Consider the following 15,243-nt stretch of genomic DNA (forward strand, 5'->3'; position numbering starts at 1 on the left):
CATTTTATGAGGCCAAGATGAATATCGATCTGAAGACCCTTTCCGTCGCCGAACTGAAAGCCCTGCAAAAGGATATTGCCGTCGAGATGGAATTGCGCGGCAAGGAAGAGCGCCAGAAACTGCTGCAGGAGTTCCGCGACAAGGCCAAGGCCCTGGGCGTCAGCCTGGAGGAGTTGCTGGCGGCTCCGAAGCCGCGCGCCGCCGGCAAGGTCGCCGCGAAGTATGCCAATCCGGCCAATCCGGAACAGACCTGGACCGGTCGCGGCAAGCGTCCCCTGTGGGTGGGCGAATGCCTGGCCTCCGGCAAGACCCTGGATGACCTGAAGGTCTGAACGTCCCGCCCCTATGAGCCGGGCGCATTTCGGCTAAACTAGCCGGCAATGCGCCCGGTCTTTTTCTGCCTGCTGGTATTCGTGCTGTCGGCCTGCTCCGGGCCGATGAACGATCCCTATCCGAAGTCCGAGGACGGCAAGGCCATCCTGTATTCGGCCTTCGACGAGCCGCCCAAGCATCTCGATCCGGCCCGCTCCTACGCCTCCAACGAAGTAGTCTACCTGGCGCAGATATACGAGCCGCCGCTCCAGTACCACTATTTCAAACGCCCCTACGAACTGATTCCGCTGACCGCGTCGGCACTGCCCAGGCCCGTCTACGTGGACGCCGACGGCCGGCCGCTGGGCGCGGACGCGCCGGCCGAACGGATCGCCGAGAGCGTCTACGAGATCCATATCAGGCCCGGCATCTATTTCCAGCCCCACGCCGCCTTTGCCGGCAAACGCGAGCTCACCGCCGCCGACTACGTATACGAGGTCAAGCGTCTGGCCCACCCGGGGCTGCATTCGCCCATCTTCGGCCTGATGTCCGACTACATCGTCGGCCTGCGCGAACTGGGTACCGAGCTGGAACGGGCCGCCAAGACGTCCAGGGGCTGGCTGGACATGCGCCGCTATCCCCTGGCCGGCGCCCAGGTCGTGGATCGCTATACCTACCGCATCCGGGTCAAGGGCAAGTATCCGCAGTTCGTCTACTGGCTGGCCATGGCCTTCTTCGCCCCGATGCCTTGGGAGGTCGACGCCTGGGCCAGCCGGCCGGAGGCGGTGGCGGACAACCGCACCCTGGACACCTGGCCGGTCGGCACCGGCCCGTACATGATGACCGAGCACCGCTACAACCGGCGCATCCGCCTGGCGCGCAACCCGAACTTCCGCGGCGAGGCCTACCCGGACGCCGGCGCGGCGGGCGACGCGGCGGCGGGGTTGCTCGCGGACGCCGGCAAGACCATGCCGTTCATCGACGAGGCGGTCTATACGAAGGAGTCGGAAAGCATCCCCTATTGGAACAAGTTCCTGCAGGGCTGGTACGACTCGTCCGGGATCGGTTCCGACAACTTCGACCAGGCGGTACGGGTCGGCGCCGGCGGCGAGTCGGAACTGACGCCGGCCATGCGCGCCAAGGGCATCGCCCTGAAGACCTCGGTCGCCACCACCTCGTTCTACACCGGCTTCAACATGCTCGATCCGGTGGTCGGCGGGCTCGACGAACGCCATCGCAAGCTGCGCCAGGCCCTGGCCATCGCCGTCGACATCGAGGAGTACATCGCCATCTTCGCCAATGGCCGCGGCATCCCGGCCCAGGGGCCGCTGCCGCCCGGCCTGTTCGGCTACCGCGACGGCGCCGCCGGCATCAACCCGGTGGTCTACGACTGGGTGGCCGGCAAGCCCCGGCGCAAGCCGATCGCCGAGGCCAGGCGCCTGCTCGCCGAGGCGGGCTATCCGGACGGCCGCGACGCGGCCACCGGCAAGCCGCTGGTGCTCAACCTCGACACCATGGCGCGCGGGCCGGACGACAAGGCGCGCCTGGATTGGCTGCGCAAGCAGTTCAGGAAGCTGGACATCGAGCTGGTCGTGCGGGGTACCGACTACAACCGCTTCCAGGACAAGATGCGCGAGGGCACCGAGCAGATCTTCGAGTGGGGCTGGAATGCCGACTATCCGGACCCGGAGAATTTCCTGTTCCTGCTCTACGGCCCGAACCGCAAGGTGGGGGCGGGCGGCGAGAATGCCACCAACTACGTCAACCCGGAGTTCGACCGCCTGTTCGTGCAGATGAAGGACATGGACAACGGTCCCGCGCGCCAGGCGGTGATCGACCGCATGGTGGCCATGCTGCGCCAGGATTCGCCCTGGCTGTTCGGCTTCCACCCCAAGGACTACGTCCTGCACCACGCCTGGCTGAAGAACGTGAAGCCGAACCAGATGGCCAACAACGGTCTCAAGTACCGGCGCATCGACGTCGCCGCCCGCGCCACCGCCCGGAAGGCCTGGAACCGGCCGCACTGGGCCGGTCCGGTCCTGGCCGTGCTGGTCCTGGCCGTGGCCCTGGTGCCGGCCTGGCTGGCCTACCGTAAACGCCAGGAGGCTCGCGCCCGATGACCGCCTACCTGCTGCGTCGCCTGTTGTACGCCGTGCCCATCCTGATCGGCGTCAACCTGCTCACCTTCGCGCTCTTCTTCCTGGTCAACACCCCGGACGACATGGCGCGCCTGCATCTGGGCGTCAAGCGGGTGACCCCGGAGGCGGTGCAGAAATGGAAGGCGGAGCGCGGCTACGACAAGCCGCTCCTGTTCAACGCCGGGGCCGCCGGCCTCGCCAAGGTCAGCGACACCATATTCTTCCGCCACTCGCTGGCCATGTTCGCGTTCCGCTTCGGCGCCTCCGACGACGGCCGCGACATCGCCGGCGAGATCAAGACCCGCATGTGGCCCAGCCTGGCCATCGCCCTGCCGACCTTCGTGATCGGCCTCGCGGTGGACATCAGCGTCGCCCTCATCCTGCTGTTCTTCCGGCGCACCTACGTCGAGTGGACCGGGGTGGTGGCCCTGGTGGCGATGATGTCGGTATCGAGCCTGTTCTACATCATCGGCGGCCAATACCTGTTCGCCAAGGTCTGGCAACTGGCGCCCATCTCGGGCTATCAGGACGGCTTCAACGCGGCCCGCTTCGTATGGCTGCCGATCCTGATCGGCGTGGTCGGCGGCATCGGTGCCGGGGCGCGCTGGTACCGCACCTTGTTCCTGGAGGAGGCCGGCAAGGACTACGTCCGCACCGCCCGGGCCAAGGGCCTGTCCGAGGCGCGCGTGCTGTTCCGGCATATACTCAAGAACGGCATGGTGCCCATCCTGACCGGGGCGGTGGCGGTGTTCCCGCTCCTCTTCATGGGCAGCCTGATCATGGAGTCCTTCTTCGGCATCCCGGGCCTGGGCAGCTATACCATCGACGCCATCAACGCGCAGGACTTCGCCATCGTGCGCGCCATGGTCTTCCTGGGCGCGGTGCTCTACATCGCCGGCCTGATCCTGACCGACGTCTCCTACACCCTGGTCGACCCGCGCGTGAGGTTGCGCTGATGCCGGTGCTGCTCTGGACCGATGCCCTGATCTTCCTGCTCGTCGCCGGACTGGCCGGCTTCGCCTATCTGGTGCGCCGGCACCCGCACCTGGCCGTGCCCTGGCGCCGCGTGGCGGCCGATCCGCTGGCCATGGCGGCGGCGGTGGTGCTGCTCTGCTTCACGGCCGTGGCGGTGCTCGATTCCCTGCACTATCGGCCGGCCCTGCCGCCCGGGCCGAACGGCGAGGCACAGTACGCCGCCGAGGTGAATAGCGTCCTCGACCGCGCCCTGGCGGTGCTCGTCGAGCACCAGGAGAAGAGCTATTCGGCCCCCTTCGCCACGCGCCTGTTCGCCAAGGAGGCGATCAGCCTGCCGGACGGCCGCACCGTGCGCGACTATCCGCGCCTGGCCTGGGGCGGGGCGCACCTGGCCGATCCCGACCGGGGACGGGCCGGCGACATCGCCGGCAAGGCCGGCCTCGGCCTCGCGCTCGGCCTGGCGGCCTGGCTGCCGGCGGCCTGGCTGGTGCGCCGCCGCCTGGCCGCCGGGGGCGCGCGCCGGGCCGTGCTGGCCACGCTCCTGGCGGTCTGCCTGGTGGCCGGCGTGCTCGCCGTCCTGGCGCCGTACTACCACGTCTTCGGCACCGACAAGGTCGGCCAGGATGTCCTCTACGCCACCATCAAGAGCATCCGCACCGGCGTCCTGATCGGCGCCCTGACCACCCTGGTGACGCTGCCCCTGGCGATCGGCCTGGGTGTGTCGGCGGGCTACTTCGGCGGCCGCGTCGACGATGCCGTGCAATACCTGTACACGACCCTGAACTCGATCCCGGGCGTGCTCCTGATCGCCGCCGCGGTGCTCCTCATGCAGGCCCAGTTGGAGACCCACCCGGACTGGTTCGAGACCGGCGCCGAGCGCGCCGACCTGCGCCTGCTGTTCCTGTGCCTGATCCTGGGCATGACCAACTGGACCGGCCTGGCCCGCCTGCTCCGAGCCGAGACCCTGAAGGTCCGGGAGCTGGACTACGTGATCGCGGCGCGCGCCTTCGGGGTCTCGGACGGGCGCATTCTGACCCGCCACATCCTGCCCAACGTGCAGCACATCGTCCTGATCTCGGTGGTCATGGACTTCTCCGGCCTGGTCCTGGCCGAGGCGGTGCTGTCCTACGTCGGGGTCGGCGTCGACCCCGGCATGATGAGCTTCGGCAACATGATCAACGGTGCCCGCCTGGAACTGGCGCGCGAACCCGTGGTGTGGTGGCAGCTGGTGGCGGCCTTCCTGTTCATGTTCGTCCTGGTCCTGGCCGCCAACCTGTTCGCCGACAGCGTGCGCGACGCCCTCGACCCGCGCACCCGGAGCCGGACGTGAGCGGGCGCGGCCTCGAGGTCCGCGACCTGCGCGTCGAGATCGACGCCGACGGCGGCCGTCGCCTGGTACCGGTCGACGGCGTCTCGCTGAGCGTCGGCGAGCGCGAGTGCGTCGTGCTGCTGGGCGAATCCGGCTGCGGCAAGAGCCTCACCGCGCTGGCCCTGATGCGCCTGCTGCCCGAGGGCGCCGGCATCGCCGCCGGACGCGCGGAGCTGGACGGCGAGTCGTTCTTCGAGCTGCCCGAGCGGCTCATGCGCGCCCGCCGTGGCGGGCGCCTGGCCATGATCTTCCAGGAGCCGATGACTTCGCTCAACCCGGTCCTGAGCATCGGCCAGCAGATCGCCGAGTCGCTCGCCGCGCACCGGCGCCTGCGCGGTCCCGCGGCGCAGGCGGAGGCGATCCGTCTGCTCGAGGCGGTGGGGCTGCCGGCGGAACGCCTGGACGCCTATCCGTCGCAGCTCTCGGGTGGCCAGCGCCAGCGCGCGCTGATCGCCATGATGCTGGCCGGCGACCCCTCGGTACTGATCGCCGACGAGCCGACCACGGCCCTGGACGTCACCGTCCAGGCGCAGATACTGCGTCTGCTCAAGGAATTGCAGCAGACGCGCGGCATGGGTCTGCTGCTGATCACCCACGACCTCGACATCGCCCGCGACATGGCCGACCGGGTGGCGGTGATGTATGCCGGCCAGATCGTCGAATGGACCAGCCGGGCGCGCCTGTTCGAGGCCCCCGGGCATCCCTATACCCGGCGTCTGCTCAACGTCCTGCCCTCGGCCGCGCGGCGCGGCGAACGCCTGGCCCAGATACCCGGCCGGGTGCCGGCGCCGGATGCGGCGCTGGTCGGCTGCCGGTTCGCCGACCGCTGCACCGAGGTGACGCCGTCCTGCCGGACCGAGGCGCAGGTACTGCGCGAGGTGGCGCCCGGCCATTGGCTGCGCTGCGGCCGGGCCGGGACGGCCGGCTTGGCGGGCCGGGCCGCCGAGGCGCCGGTGGTCGTGGTGGCCGGCGCGGCGGCGCCGGCCACGACCCGGCCGGTGCTGGAGCTGCGCGACCTGAAGGTGCATTTCCCGGTTCGCCGCGGCCTGCTGCAACGGGTCGCCGGCCAGGTGCGCGCGGTCGACGGCGTCAGCCTGGCGGTGCGGGCGGGCGAGACCCTGGCCCTGGTCGGCGAGTCGGGCTGCGGCAAGACCACGCTGGCGCGTGCCGCCCTGCGTCTGATCGAAGCGACCGCCGGGCAGGTGCTCCTGGACGGCGAGGACATCGGCCGCCTGGCCGGCGAGGCCCTGCGACGCAAGCGCAGCGCCATGCAGATCGTCTTCCAGGACCCGTTTTCATCCCTGAACCCGCGCATGCGGGTCGCCGACATCATCGCCGAGGGCCTGGCCGCGCTGCGTCCCGACCTGGCGGCCGGCCCGCGTGCCGCCCGGGTGGCGGAGCTGCTCGACCGCGTCGGCCTGCCGGGTGATGCGGGCGGCCGCTATCCGCACGAATTCTCCGGCGGCCAGCGCCAGCGCATCGCCATCGCCCGCGCCCTGGCGGTGTCGCCCCGGCTGCTGGTATGCGACGAGCCGACCAGCGCGCTGGACGTCTCGGTCCAGGCCCAGATACTGAATCTGCTGGCGGAGCTGCAGCGCGAGCAGGGGTTGGCCTACCTGTTCATCACCCACAACCTGCCGGTGGTCGCCTATCTCGCCCACCGGGTCGCCGTCATGTACCAGGGCCGGATCGTCGAGCAAGGCGACGCGGACACGCTGCTCGGTGCCCCCACGCAGGCCTATACCCGTATGCTTCTGGATTCCGCGCCCGGTCACGGGCTGTGAGACTCAGCTGTCGAGCGGGATGTTGATCTTCTCGCCCGGATGCAGCACCTTGATGGCGCCGTTCAATTCCCGGATGTCCGCGATCGAGACCTTGTAACGCTTGGCCAGGGAGAACAGGGTGTCGCCCCGGCGCACGGTGTGCTTGCGCACGCTCGGCCGGGCCACCTTGCGGGTCGTCGTGGCGACCGGGCGGGCCATGGGGCGGGCCGCCGACGGCGGCAGGAACAGCGTCTGCGCCTGGGCCAGCTTGCCGCGTTTGACGCTGAGCGGGTTGTGGTCCTGCAGCCATTTGACCGTGACGTCGAAACGGTCGGCGATCCGGCTCAGCAGCTCGCCCTTGCTCGCCACGTAGCTGCGCAGGCGAATCTTGTGGCTCTCCTCGGCGTCGAAGGCGGCCCGGAAGGTGTCGACCTTGTCGACCGGGAGGAGCAGGGTGTCCTGCGACTCGGCGTGGATGACGTGGCGCCGGAAGCCGGGATTCAGCTCCAGCAGTTCGTCCATGTCGACGTCGGCCATGCGCGCGGCGGTGCGGGCCTCGATGGGGTAGGGCAGGGACACCTTCTCGAAATAAGGCCGGTTCGGGATGTCCGCGAGCCGGACGCCGTAGCGCTCCGGCTCCAGGATCAGGTTGCGCACGGCGAGCAGGCGGGGGACGTAGTTGCGGGTCTCGGCCGGCAGGTCCAGGCTGCGGTAGTCGGTCGGCTGCCCCAGGGTCTGGTTGCGGGCGATGGCCCGGGTGACGCAGCCCTCGCCGCAGTTGTAGGCGGCCAGAGCCAGTTGCCAGTCGCCGAACATGGTCTTCAGCTTGGCCAGGTAGTCGAGCGCGGCGTCCGTGGCGGTGAGCACGTCCTGGCGGCCGTCATACCAGCCGTTCTGCTTGAGCCCGAATATCCGCCCGGTGGCCGGCATGAACTGCCAAATCCCGGACGCGTTGGCATGCGACAGGGCGCGCGGGTTGTAGGCCGACTCGACGACCGGCAGCAGGGCCAGTTCCATGGGCAGGCCGCGTGCCTCGACCTGCTCGGTGATGTGATAGAGGAACAGGCGGGCGCGCTTGGAGGCGGCTTCCAGGTAGGCGGGGTGATCGAGGAACCAACTGATCTGGCGGTCGACCAGGGGGGAATCGAGGTCGCCCAGCTTCATGCCGGCGCGCATGCGCTGCCACAAGTCGGATTCGGCGCGCTGGCTGGCGGCCTCCAGATCGAGGGTACTGTCGTAGCTGATCGAGACGCCGACGTTGGCGACTTGGCTGTCGACCTGTCCGGCGGCGAGCGCGGGAGAGGTCAGGAATGGGCCGGCGAGCAGCAGGAGAAAGCAGAGTCGGGCATTCACTTCGGCGGTGGAAAGCGGCTGGTTGCCTGCTCCATCGTTGCGACGGCGCTATTCTAATACAGGGTGGCGTTTAATACAATCCAATTAAAACAATATGTTATAGGTGTTTATACGGCAATAAGACTAATTGAAGATGTCTTTATCCGATCTCAGGACGGCAAAGACGTCGGTGCTGTCGCCGAATGTCGCGTGGCCGGTACGCGTGGCCAGGCAGCGCCGCAACTCGGGATCGTCGCAGCGCAGGAAGGGGTTGCCGGCCAATTCTTCGGCCAGCCGGGTGGGCACGGTGGGATGGCCGGCCTGGCGCAGCGTCTCGGCGCGCGTCTGCCAGTCGGCCAGGACCGGGTTGTCCGGCTCGAGCGCGCGGGCGTAGAGCAGGTTGTCGAGGGTGTATTCGTGGGCGCAGCAGACCAGGGTTTCCGGGGGCAGGGCCGCCAGGCGCTTGAGACTGGCATGCAACATGGCCGGGGTGCCGTCGAACACCTTGCCACAGCCACACGAGAACAGGGTGTCGCCACAGAACAGCCAGCCGTGGCCGTGGTAGACGACATGCTCCAGGGTATGCCCGGGCGTCGCCATGACATCGAGGCTGAGCCCGAGCGCGGCGATCGTGCAGCGGCTGCCCTCGCCAACCTCGACGTTCACGCCGGCGATGCCGGCCGGGCCGTAGACGGGCAACTCGGGGAAGCGGGCCCGCAATGGTCCCAGGCCGCCCACGTGGTCGCCGTGGCGGTGGGTGACCAGCACGGCGGCCGGGCGCATGCGCCGGTCTGCCAGCCACGTTAGAATAGGGCCCGCTTCGCCCGGATCGACAAAGAGCGCGACGCGGCCGTCGTGGATGGTCCAGATATAATTGTCCTCGAAGGCGAGGATGGGTTCGAGACTCAGCATAGGATGAATGATAGGACGCCCGTCGCATGACGGAAAACTGGTTCGATTCGGATGTCGGCCGCTATGTGCTGGAACGCGAACAGGCCTGGTTCGACGCCACGAGCGCCGATCTGTTCGGGTTCAATGCCCTGCAGATCGGTCAGTGCCACATCGACTTCCTGCGCGCCAACCGGATGCCGTTCCGGTTCAATGCGTCGGTGGCCGACGGTACCCTGCAGGCACGGCCGGAGGAACTGCCGATCGCGGGCCAGAGCATCGACCTGCTGGCCTTGCCCCACATGCTCGAGTTCTCGCCCAACCCGCACCAGTTGCTGCGCGAGGTGGAGCGGGTGTTGCGTCCCGAGGGGCATCTCTTGCTGGCCGGCTTCAACCCGTTCGGCCTCTGGGGCCTCAAGCGCACTTTCGGCAGTCAGCGTGGCTACCCGTGGCACGGCCGCTTCCTGCACTTGACCCGGATCAAGGACTGGCTCTCCCTGTTGGGGTTCGAATTGCTGTCGGGGCGCATGGTCTGCTATGCGCCGCCGGTGAACCGGGCCGGCTGGCTGCGCCGCTTCCGTTTCATGGAGGCGGCCGGTGACCGCTGGTGGGCCCTGGGTGGCGGCGTCTACCTGCTGCACGCGGTCAAACGGGTACGCGGCATGCGCCTGATCGCGCCGCGCTGGGAGGACAGATGGCTGGCCAAGCCGGTTTGGGCGCCGCCGAGCAACCGCATCATCAATCACAAATCGAGATGAACGAAGACAACTGGGTGGACATGTACAGCGACGGCGCCTGCAAGGGCAATCCCGGCATCGGCGGCTGGGGGGTCCTGCTGCGTTTCGGCGACCACGAGAAGGAACTGTGCGGCGGGGCGCCGGAGACCACCAACAACCGTATGGAACTGACTGCGGTGATCGAGGGGCTGAAGAGCCTGAAGCGGGCCTGCCGGGTCCGCGTGCACACCGATTCGCAGTACGTCCAGAAAGGTATCCAGGAGTGGCTGGGCAACTGGAAGCGCAAGAACTGGAAGACCAGCACGGGGCAGGCGGTGAAGAACCGCGACCTGTGGGAGTTGCTCGACGGCCTGGTCGCCGAACACGACGTCGAGTGGCGCTGGGTGCGCGGTCACGCCGGCCACCCGGAGAACGAACGTGCCGACGCCCTGGCCAATGCCGGCGTCGACAAGGTCAGGAAAGGACGCTGAATTGCGCAAGATCGTACTCGACACGGAAACCACCGGCCTGAATCCCGAGCTGGGCCATCGGGTGATCGAGATCGGCGCGGTGGAGGTGGTCAACCGGCGGGTCAGCGGCCGTACCTTCCACACCTATCTGAACCCGGACCGGGAGATCGATGCCGGCGCCGTCGAAGTGCACGGCCTGACCAGCGATTTCCTGGCCGACAAACCGCGCTTCCCGGATGTGGTGGCCGAATTCCTCGATTTCATCGGCCAGGCGGAACTGGTCATCCACAACGCCCCCTTCGACGTCGGCTTCTTGAATTCCGAACTGCGCCGGCTGAATCGGGACGACGAACTGCGCCAGCACTGCGCGGGTGTGCTCGATACCCTGAAGATGGCCAAGGAACTGCATCCCGGCCAGAAAAACAACCTGGATGCCCTTTGCCGCCGCTATGAGGTCGACAACTCCGGCCGCGCCTATCACGGCGCCCTGCTCGACGCGCAGTTGCTGGCCGAAGTGTACCTGGCCATGACGCGTGGCCAGGACAGCTTGGCCATCGAATCGTTCCTCACCCCGCCGCCGCAGTCGCGGCGTGGCGGGGCGCCGGTCGGGATCAAGGTGCTGGCCGCCAGCGCCGAGGAGCAGGCCGCGCACCTGGCCTATCTGGAAGGCATGGCCAAGGAGTGTGGCAAGACTCCGACCTGGTAGCGCGGCCGGAGCGTTTTCATTATTGTGACAATCGCGATGGTCTAAATTGAGCACATGTACTTGCATTCTCGCCCTGTAGAGAATGCCCGCCGGAGCCACCCCAGACCGGCAAATAAAATTGAATAAATCAGGAGGGGTATCGATGCAGTTCGATCTGGGTGGGTACAAACGGGGGCCGAACCCCTGGCTTGGCCTCGCCCTGTTCCTCGGGCTCTGGCTGAGCTGGGCGACGACCGCCGCGCGCGCCGAGTCGTCGCCACGCGTGGTGGTCGTGCTCAGCGATGGTGCGGCGGCCTACCACGAGGTGGCCGAGGCATTCGTCGCGGCGTTGGCCGGCAAGTATCCGGTCCAGTTCCGCATGGCCGGGGAACTGAGCGCCAGTGAGATCCGGAACCTGAACGGCGAACGGATACTGATCGTTCCGATCGGCATGCGGGCCCTCCGCGCCATCCACGATCCGGCTGGCCACAACGCCCGGGTGCTGGCGCTGCTGGTGCCGCGCGCGGCCCTGGAATCGCTCGGCGATGCCGGGGTGGGCGACTCCGCCGTGTACATCGACCAGCCGGCCAGCCGGTCACTGGTGTTCGCCAAACTGCTCCTGCCGCAGGCCGTGAAGATCGGCGTCGTGGTGTCGCCCGACGCGGTGGTCAACCTGCGCGGCCTGGCCGGGGAAGCGACCCGGCAACATCTCGAATTGGTGGTCGAGAAGGTGGCTGATCAGCAGGAGGTCGCCCGCGCCCTGCAACGCATGCTGCCGGAGATCGACGTCCTGCTCCTGGTGCCCGATTCCCAGGTCGTGAACGAAAACACCGTCCGGCAGATATTGATGGCGAGTTACCGGCGGCGGGTGCCGGTGCTCGGTTTCTCGCGCGGCCTGGCCAATGCCGGCGCGGTCGCTTCGCTGGTATCGAGCCCGGGCGAGATCGGCCGCCAGGGCGGCCTGCTGGCCAGGCAATGGAACCCGGTTTCCGGGTGGTTGCCGGCCGCGCGCCACGCCGAGCGGGTGGAACTGATCTTCAATCGTCAGGTGGCGCGCTCGCTGGATATCGATCTGCCGGCCGACGAGGCGGCAACCGAAACCTGGCGGCGCAGGCTGGACTAGCTCAGTCGGCGACCGTGTAGCCGCCTTCGACGATGGCCTGGCGGAGCGCCGCCGGGGCAACCTTGGCCGGGTCGTAGACGATGCGGGCGCTGCCGGGGGTCAGTTCGACGGTGACCTCGGCCACGCCGGGCAGGGGTTCCAGCAGCCGTTTGACGCTGTTCACGCAGCCCATGCAACTCATGCCGCCGACGTTCAGTGTGATCGTTTCCATATGTCCATTCATACCTTGTCGAGGGTGTGGCCGGATTGGAATCCGTCCACGATACGGCCGTTGGCGCCGTACAGGGCACCGCGGTTGGCGGCCGTCTGCAGGACGTCCAGCGCTTGCCGGGTACGCTGCAATTGTGCCTCGATCAGGAGGCCGTTGTCATGGTTCAGGCGCTCGGCCCTCTCCACCAGCCGGCGGGCGTCGCTCCAGCTCCCGTGCAGGCGGGGGTCGGCGGCCAGGGTGGCGTCGATGGAGTCACCCCGGGTGACGTCGATGCCACCGGCGACGATGAGCCGGTTCCAGGCCGTATTGGCGCTTTCGGACCAATCCGCCTTTTCGGTGATCAGGGCACCCAGGTCGTGGGTGCGGCCTTCCTTGAGGGCCTCGGCTTCCCGTTCCAGCAGTGCGATGAATTCCATCAAGGCATGCTTGAACTCGGCCAATGCGTTTTCCAGCGCGTCCATTTCGTCAGTTTCCCTGCCGGCGCAATTTCTCCATAGTGTCCTTGACCAGGGCCTCGGCGACAACCTCCTCGTCGACTTCGAAATGGCCTTGGGCGATGGCCTGGCGCACGGCCTCGACCTTGCCGGCATCGGCGCTCTCCAACTGGCCCAGTTCTTCTTCCAGCCGGCTCAGCTGCGCCGACGCCTGGGTGATCTCCACGCTGTCGCCGGAGGTGCCCGCGCCGGCGGACGTCGAACCGGTTCCGGCCTTGGTCTTGCGGGTTTCCCGGCTGCGGGTGATGGGCACGCCGTTCAGTGCATCGTCGATCTTCACTCCGGCCTCCTAATCTGGATCGCAACCGATAACGGCAGGTACGCGGGAAGCTTTAGCCGGCTGGGGCGCCCGATGGCTCACGGGGCGACCCGCACCGTGCCGTCCGGCTGCACGGTGCCCTGGACATAGCGGCCGGACGCGGTCTTCAGGCGCACGCTGTCGCCGATGCCGCCCTGGCCTTGGGCGATGCCCTCGAGGCTGACCTGAAAGCCGTTGCCGTCGACGACGATGCGGACACGTTGGCCGGCCTTGACGAGCTGCCGGGCCCGTACCATCTCGATGGTCAGCGGGTTGCCCTTGGCGAGGGGCCGGGTCAGCACGATGCCGCGCAGGTTGTTCTCGTCGCGCGGGTAGCGGCCCGGGTCGCCGGCATATTCCACGGTGCCCCGGGCGAGGTCGCCGGGCCCCGGGGTGCTGCCCGGGGCGAGCGGGCGGCGGGCGAGCAGGGCGGGGCCGGCCAGGCGGACCTGATAGGTCAGGTACAACTCCCAGGCCGTCGGCGCGCCGCAACTGGCCGACAGGCTGCCGGCGCCCCACAGGCTGCTGCCGGGGGAAACGGCGAATGCCGGGGCCGGGCAGGCCGCCAGGGCCAGGCGCGGGTCGACCGGCCCGATCTCGACGGCCACTCGGGTACCCGGATAGGCCGCGGTTGCCTGCCTGGCGACGAATCCGGCGGCGGCCTGGCGCAGCGCGGTGAAATCCTGCCGGTCGTCCGCGTGGGCGACGGCCTGGCACATAAGCACCAGCGTGACGCAGACCCGTAGACAACGCATGTCGACTGCAATGATCATAGGGGCCATTCTAGTCCAACGTCGAAAGCCGCGTCGGGAACATGGAAGCCTCCTCCCATCAGGCGAGCGAGATCGCGCGTGAGGCGATCAAGCGGCTGGCTGCGCGCAAGTTGCCGCCCACCCCGGAGAATTTCCGGCGTGCCTATTTCGAGGTGCTCGGCCAGGCGCCGTCGGGCGCCGTCTGGCCGGAAGCCCTGAGACAGCTGCTGGCGCAGTGGGAGGGCTATCAGGCCGGCCTGACCCAGGCCAAGAAGCGCGAGATGCTCGAGCGGGTCCTGATCAACTTCGGCAACGAGCCGGACCAGCTCGCCGTCAAGCTCGCCGCCCTGGCCCGTTCCTGGGCCGAGTCGGGCAGTGCGGCCGCCGCCCTGGTCCCCGAAGACGCCGCCGAACCCGTCGCCGCGACCGGGGTCGGCGGGACCGACGCCGCCGGCCCGCTGCTCGGCCAATGCCTGACCGACTTCGCGGGCCTCAGCCGCGACCTCTGGCCCGACCTGGCGGCGCGGAGCGAGGCCCTGGCGCGCCGGGTTTCGGTGCCCGGGCGTGCCGTCGCCGATGCCGATGTCGCCGCCATGGCCGGGCTCTGGCGCGAAATACTGGTGCGTGCCGAGGACAATCATGCCGTGCTGGGCGGGCTCAAGCGCGTCCTGGCCCTGTTGCTCGCGAACATCGGCGAACTGGTTTCGCAGGACGCCTGGCTGAGCGGGCAGACGGAAACCATGCGCACGGCCCTGGCGGATGGCGTCAACCCGCATGCCTTGTTCCAGGTCGAGGAAAGCCTGAAGGAGCTGGTACAGCGCCAGAAGCAGCTCAAGGGCAGCCTGCACGACGCCGAGGAGAAGCTGAAGCGCCTGATCTCCGCCTTCATCCTGCGGATCGGCGAGCTTTCCGCGAGCACCGGCCATTACAACGCCCGCATCAAGGGCTACGCGGCGCGCCTGGCGGAAGCCGACGACATCGCCAAGCTGGGCGACGTGATCGACGGACTCTCGGGCGACATGGCCCAGATGGATGCCGAGATCGGCCGCAGCCATAGCGAGCTGGTGGCGGCCAAGGGGCACGTCGAGGAGGCCGAGACCCGGATTCGGGCGCTGGAGTCGGAACTCGAGGCCGTATCCGCCCTGGTGCGCGAGGACCAGCTCACCGGCGCCCTCAACCGGCGCGGCATGGACGAGGCGTGCCGGCGCGAACTGGCGCGCGCCGAGCGCATGGCGACGCCGTTCTCGGTCGGCCTGCTCGACATCGACAACTTCAAGCGCCTGAACGACTCGCTCGGCCACCAGGCCGGCGATCAGGCCTTGGTGCACCTGGCCGGCGTGGTCCGGCAGATGCTGCGGCCGACCGACTCGCTGGCCCGCTACGGCGGCGAGGAATTCCTTCTGCTGCTGCCCAACAGCGACCTGGCCGATGCCGAGAAGGTCATGCTGCGCCTGCAGCGTGAACTCACCCGGCAATACTTCCTGCACGACAACCGCCGCGTGCTCATCACCTTCAGCGCCGGGGTCGCCCAGTGGGCGCCGGGTGAGGCGCAGGCCGGGCTGCTGGGGCGCGCCGACGCGGCCATGTATCGGGCCAAGGCGGCCGGCCGCAACCGGGTCGAGCGCGCCTGAGGGCGCGGCAGCGGCCGGCAATATTTGCCTGCCGCCTTGCCGTCGTGCCGGCCGGGCCGCCGGGGCGGGCGAAAAACACCTTTGAA

General features: G+C 68.5%; 16 protein-coding genes. 10 read left to right on the forward strand and 6 right to left on the reverse strand.

The features are described 5' to 3' along the window. The first annotated feature begins 17 nt into the window (after positions 1-17). The 5 genes from EZJ19_RS10570 to EZJ19_RS10590 are packed head-to-tail and all read left to right on the forward strand — an operon-like array spanning position 18 to position 6,578. A complete protein-coding gene (locus tag EZJ19_RS10570) occupies positions 18-332 on the forward strand; it encodes an H-NS histone family protein (RefSeq protein ID WP_206199403.1) in 315 nt (104 codons plus the stop codon). Positions 333-380: 48 nt separating this feature from the next. Then, a complete protein-coding gene (locus tag EZJ19_RS10575) occupies positions 381-2,432 on the forward strand; it encodes an ABC transporter substrate-binding protein (RefSeq protein ID WP_131447376.1) in 2,052 nt (683 codons plus the stop codon). Further along, positions 2,429-3,406 (forward strand): ABC transporter permease, encoded by a 978-nt coding sequence (locus tag EZJ19_RS10580; protein WP_131447378.1) that lies wholly within the window; start codon positions 2,429-2,431, stop codon positions 3,404-3,406. Before EZJ19_RS10575 ends, EZJ19_RS10580 begins: the two co-directional genes overlap by 4 nt. Further along, positions 3,406-4,755 carry an ABC transporter permease gene (locus tag EZJ19_RS10585; protein ID WP_131447380.1) on the forward strand — a complete coding sequence of 450 codons (1,350 nt, stop codon included), beginning with the start codon at positions 3,406-3,408 and terminating at the stop codon, positions 4,753-4,755. Before EZJ19_RS10580 ends, EZJ19_RS10585 begins: the two co-directional genes overlap by 1 nt. After that, complete coding sequence (locus EZJ19_RS10590; RefSeq protein WP_131447382.1) at positions 4,752-6,578, forward strand: ABC transporter ATP-binding protein; 1,827 nt, start codon at positions 4,752-4,754, stop codon at positions 6,576-6,578. Before EZJ19_RS10585 ends, EZJ19_RS10590 begins: the two co-directional genes overlap by 4 nt. Positions 6,579-6,581: 3 nt before the next feature. On the opposite strand, the gene EZJ19_RS10595 is transcribed toward EZJ19_RS10590, so the two are convergent. Both EZJ19_RS10595 and gloB read right to left on the reverse strand, forming a co-directional pair. Further along, complete coding sequence (locus tag EZJ19_RS10595; RefSeq protein ID WP_131447384.1) at positions 6,582-7,910, reverse strand: transglycosylase SLT domain-containing protein; 1,329 nt, start codon at positions 7,908-7,910, stop codon at positions 6,582-6,584. A 123-nt stretch (positions 7,911-8,033) separates the two neighbouring features. Continuing rightward, positions 8,034-8,801 (reverse strand): hydroxyacylglutathione hydrolase, encoded by a 768-nt coding sequence (gene gloB, locus EZJ19_RS10600; protein WP_206199404.1) that lies wholly within the window; start codon positions 8,799-8,801, stop codon positions 8,034-8,036. A gap of 26 nt (positions 8,802-8,827) precedes the next feature. Between gloB and EZJ19_RS10605 the strand changes: the two genes are divergently transcribed. From EZJ19_RS10605 to EZJ19_RS10620, 4 genes are all read left to right on the forward strand, one after another. Beyond that, the gene (locus tag EZJ19_RS10605) at positions 8,828-9,535 is read left to right on the forward strand and encodes a class I SAM-dependent methyltransferase (RefSeq protein WP_131447386.1); all 708 of its coding nucleotides are present in this window, start codon (positions 8,828-8,830) and stop codon (positions 9,533-9,535) included. Further along, on the forward strand, positions 9,532-9,984 hold the full coding sequence (gene rnhA / locus EZJ19_RS10610) for a ribonuclease HI (protein WP_131447388.1): 453 nt from the start codon (positions 9,532-9,534) through the stop codon (positions 9,982-9,984). Before EZJ19_RS10605 ends, rnhA begins: the two co-directional genes overlap by 4 nt. Position 9,985: 1 nt before the next feature. After that, the gene (dnaQ, locus tag EZJ19_RS10615; RefSeq protein ID WP_131447390.1) at positions 9,986-10,669 is read left to right on the forward strand and encodes a DNA polymerase III subunit epsilon; all 684 of its coding nucleotides are present in this window, start codon (positions 9,986-9,988) and stop codon (positions 10,667-10,669) included. 142 nt (positions 10,670-10,811) lie between these two features. Next, a complete protein-coding gene (locus tag EZJ19_RS10620; RefSeq protein WP_165873548.1) occupies positions 10,812-11,771 on the forward strand; it encodes an ABC transporter substrate-binding protein in 960 nt (319 codons plus the stop codon). Between the two features lies 1 nt (position 11,772). On the opposite strand, the gene EZJ19_RS10625 is transcribed toward EZJ19_RS10620, so the two are convergent. From EZJ19_RS10625 to flgA, 4 genes are all read right to left on the reverse strand, one after another. Then, a complete protein-coding gene (locus tag EZJ19_RS10625) occupies positions 11,773-11,982 on the reverse strand; it encodes a heavy-metal-associated domain-containing protein (protein WP_131447394.1) in 210 nt (69 codons plus the stop codon). A gap of 8 nt (positions 11,983-11,990) precedes the next feature. Beyond that, entirely contained in the window at positions 11,991-12,443 is a 453-nt protein-coding gene (locus EZJ19_RS10630) for a flagella synthesis protein FlgN (protein ID WP_165873549.1), read from the reverse strand. A 4-nt stretch (positions 12,444-12,447) separates the two neighbouring features. Further along, positions 12,448-12,756: a flagellar biosynthesis anti-sigma factor FlgM gene (gene flgM, locus EZJ19_RS10635; RefSeq protein WP_131447398.1), complete on the reverse strand. Its 309-nt coding sequence runs from the start codon at positions 12,754-12,756 to the stop codon at positions 12,448-12,450. 77 nt (positions 12,757-12,833) lie between these two features. Beyond that, the gene (flgA, locus tag EZJ19_RS10640) at positions 12,834-13,547 is read right to left on the reverse strand and encodes a flagellar basal body P-ring formation chaperone FlgA (protein ID WP_165873550.1); all 714 of its coding nucleotides are present in this window, start codon (positions 13,545-13,547) and stop codon (positions 12,834-12,836) included. A gap of 41 nt (positions 13,548-13,588) precedes the next feature. Here flgA and EZJ19_RS10645 point away from each other — a divergent pair, with 41 nt between their 5' ends. After that, complete coding sequence (locus EZJ19_RS10645; RefSeq protein ID WP_131447402.1) at positions 13,589-15,157, forward strand: GGDEF domain-containing protein; 1,569 nt, start codon at positions 13,589-13,591, stop codon at positions 15,155-15,157. The last annotated feature ends 86 nt before the right edge of the window (positions 15,158-15,243 follow it).

Origin of the sequence: Parasulfuritortus cantonensis, assembly GCF_004337445.1 — a bacterium.
In the GTDB taxonomy this organism is placed as follows: domain Bacteria; phylum Pseudomonadota; class Gammaproteobacteria; order Burkholderiales; family Thiobacillaceae; genus Parasulfuritortus; species Parasulfuritortus cantonensis.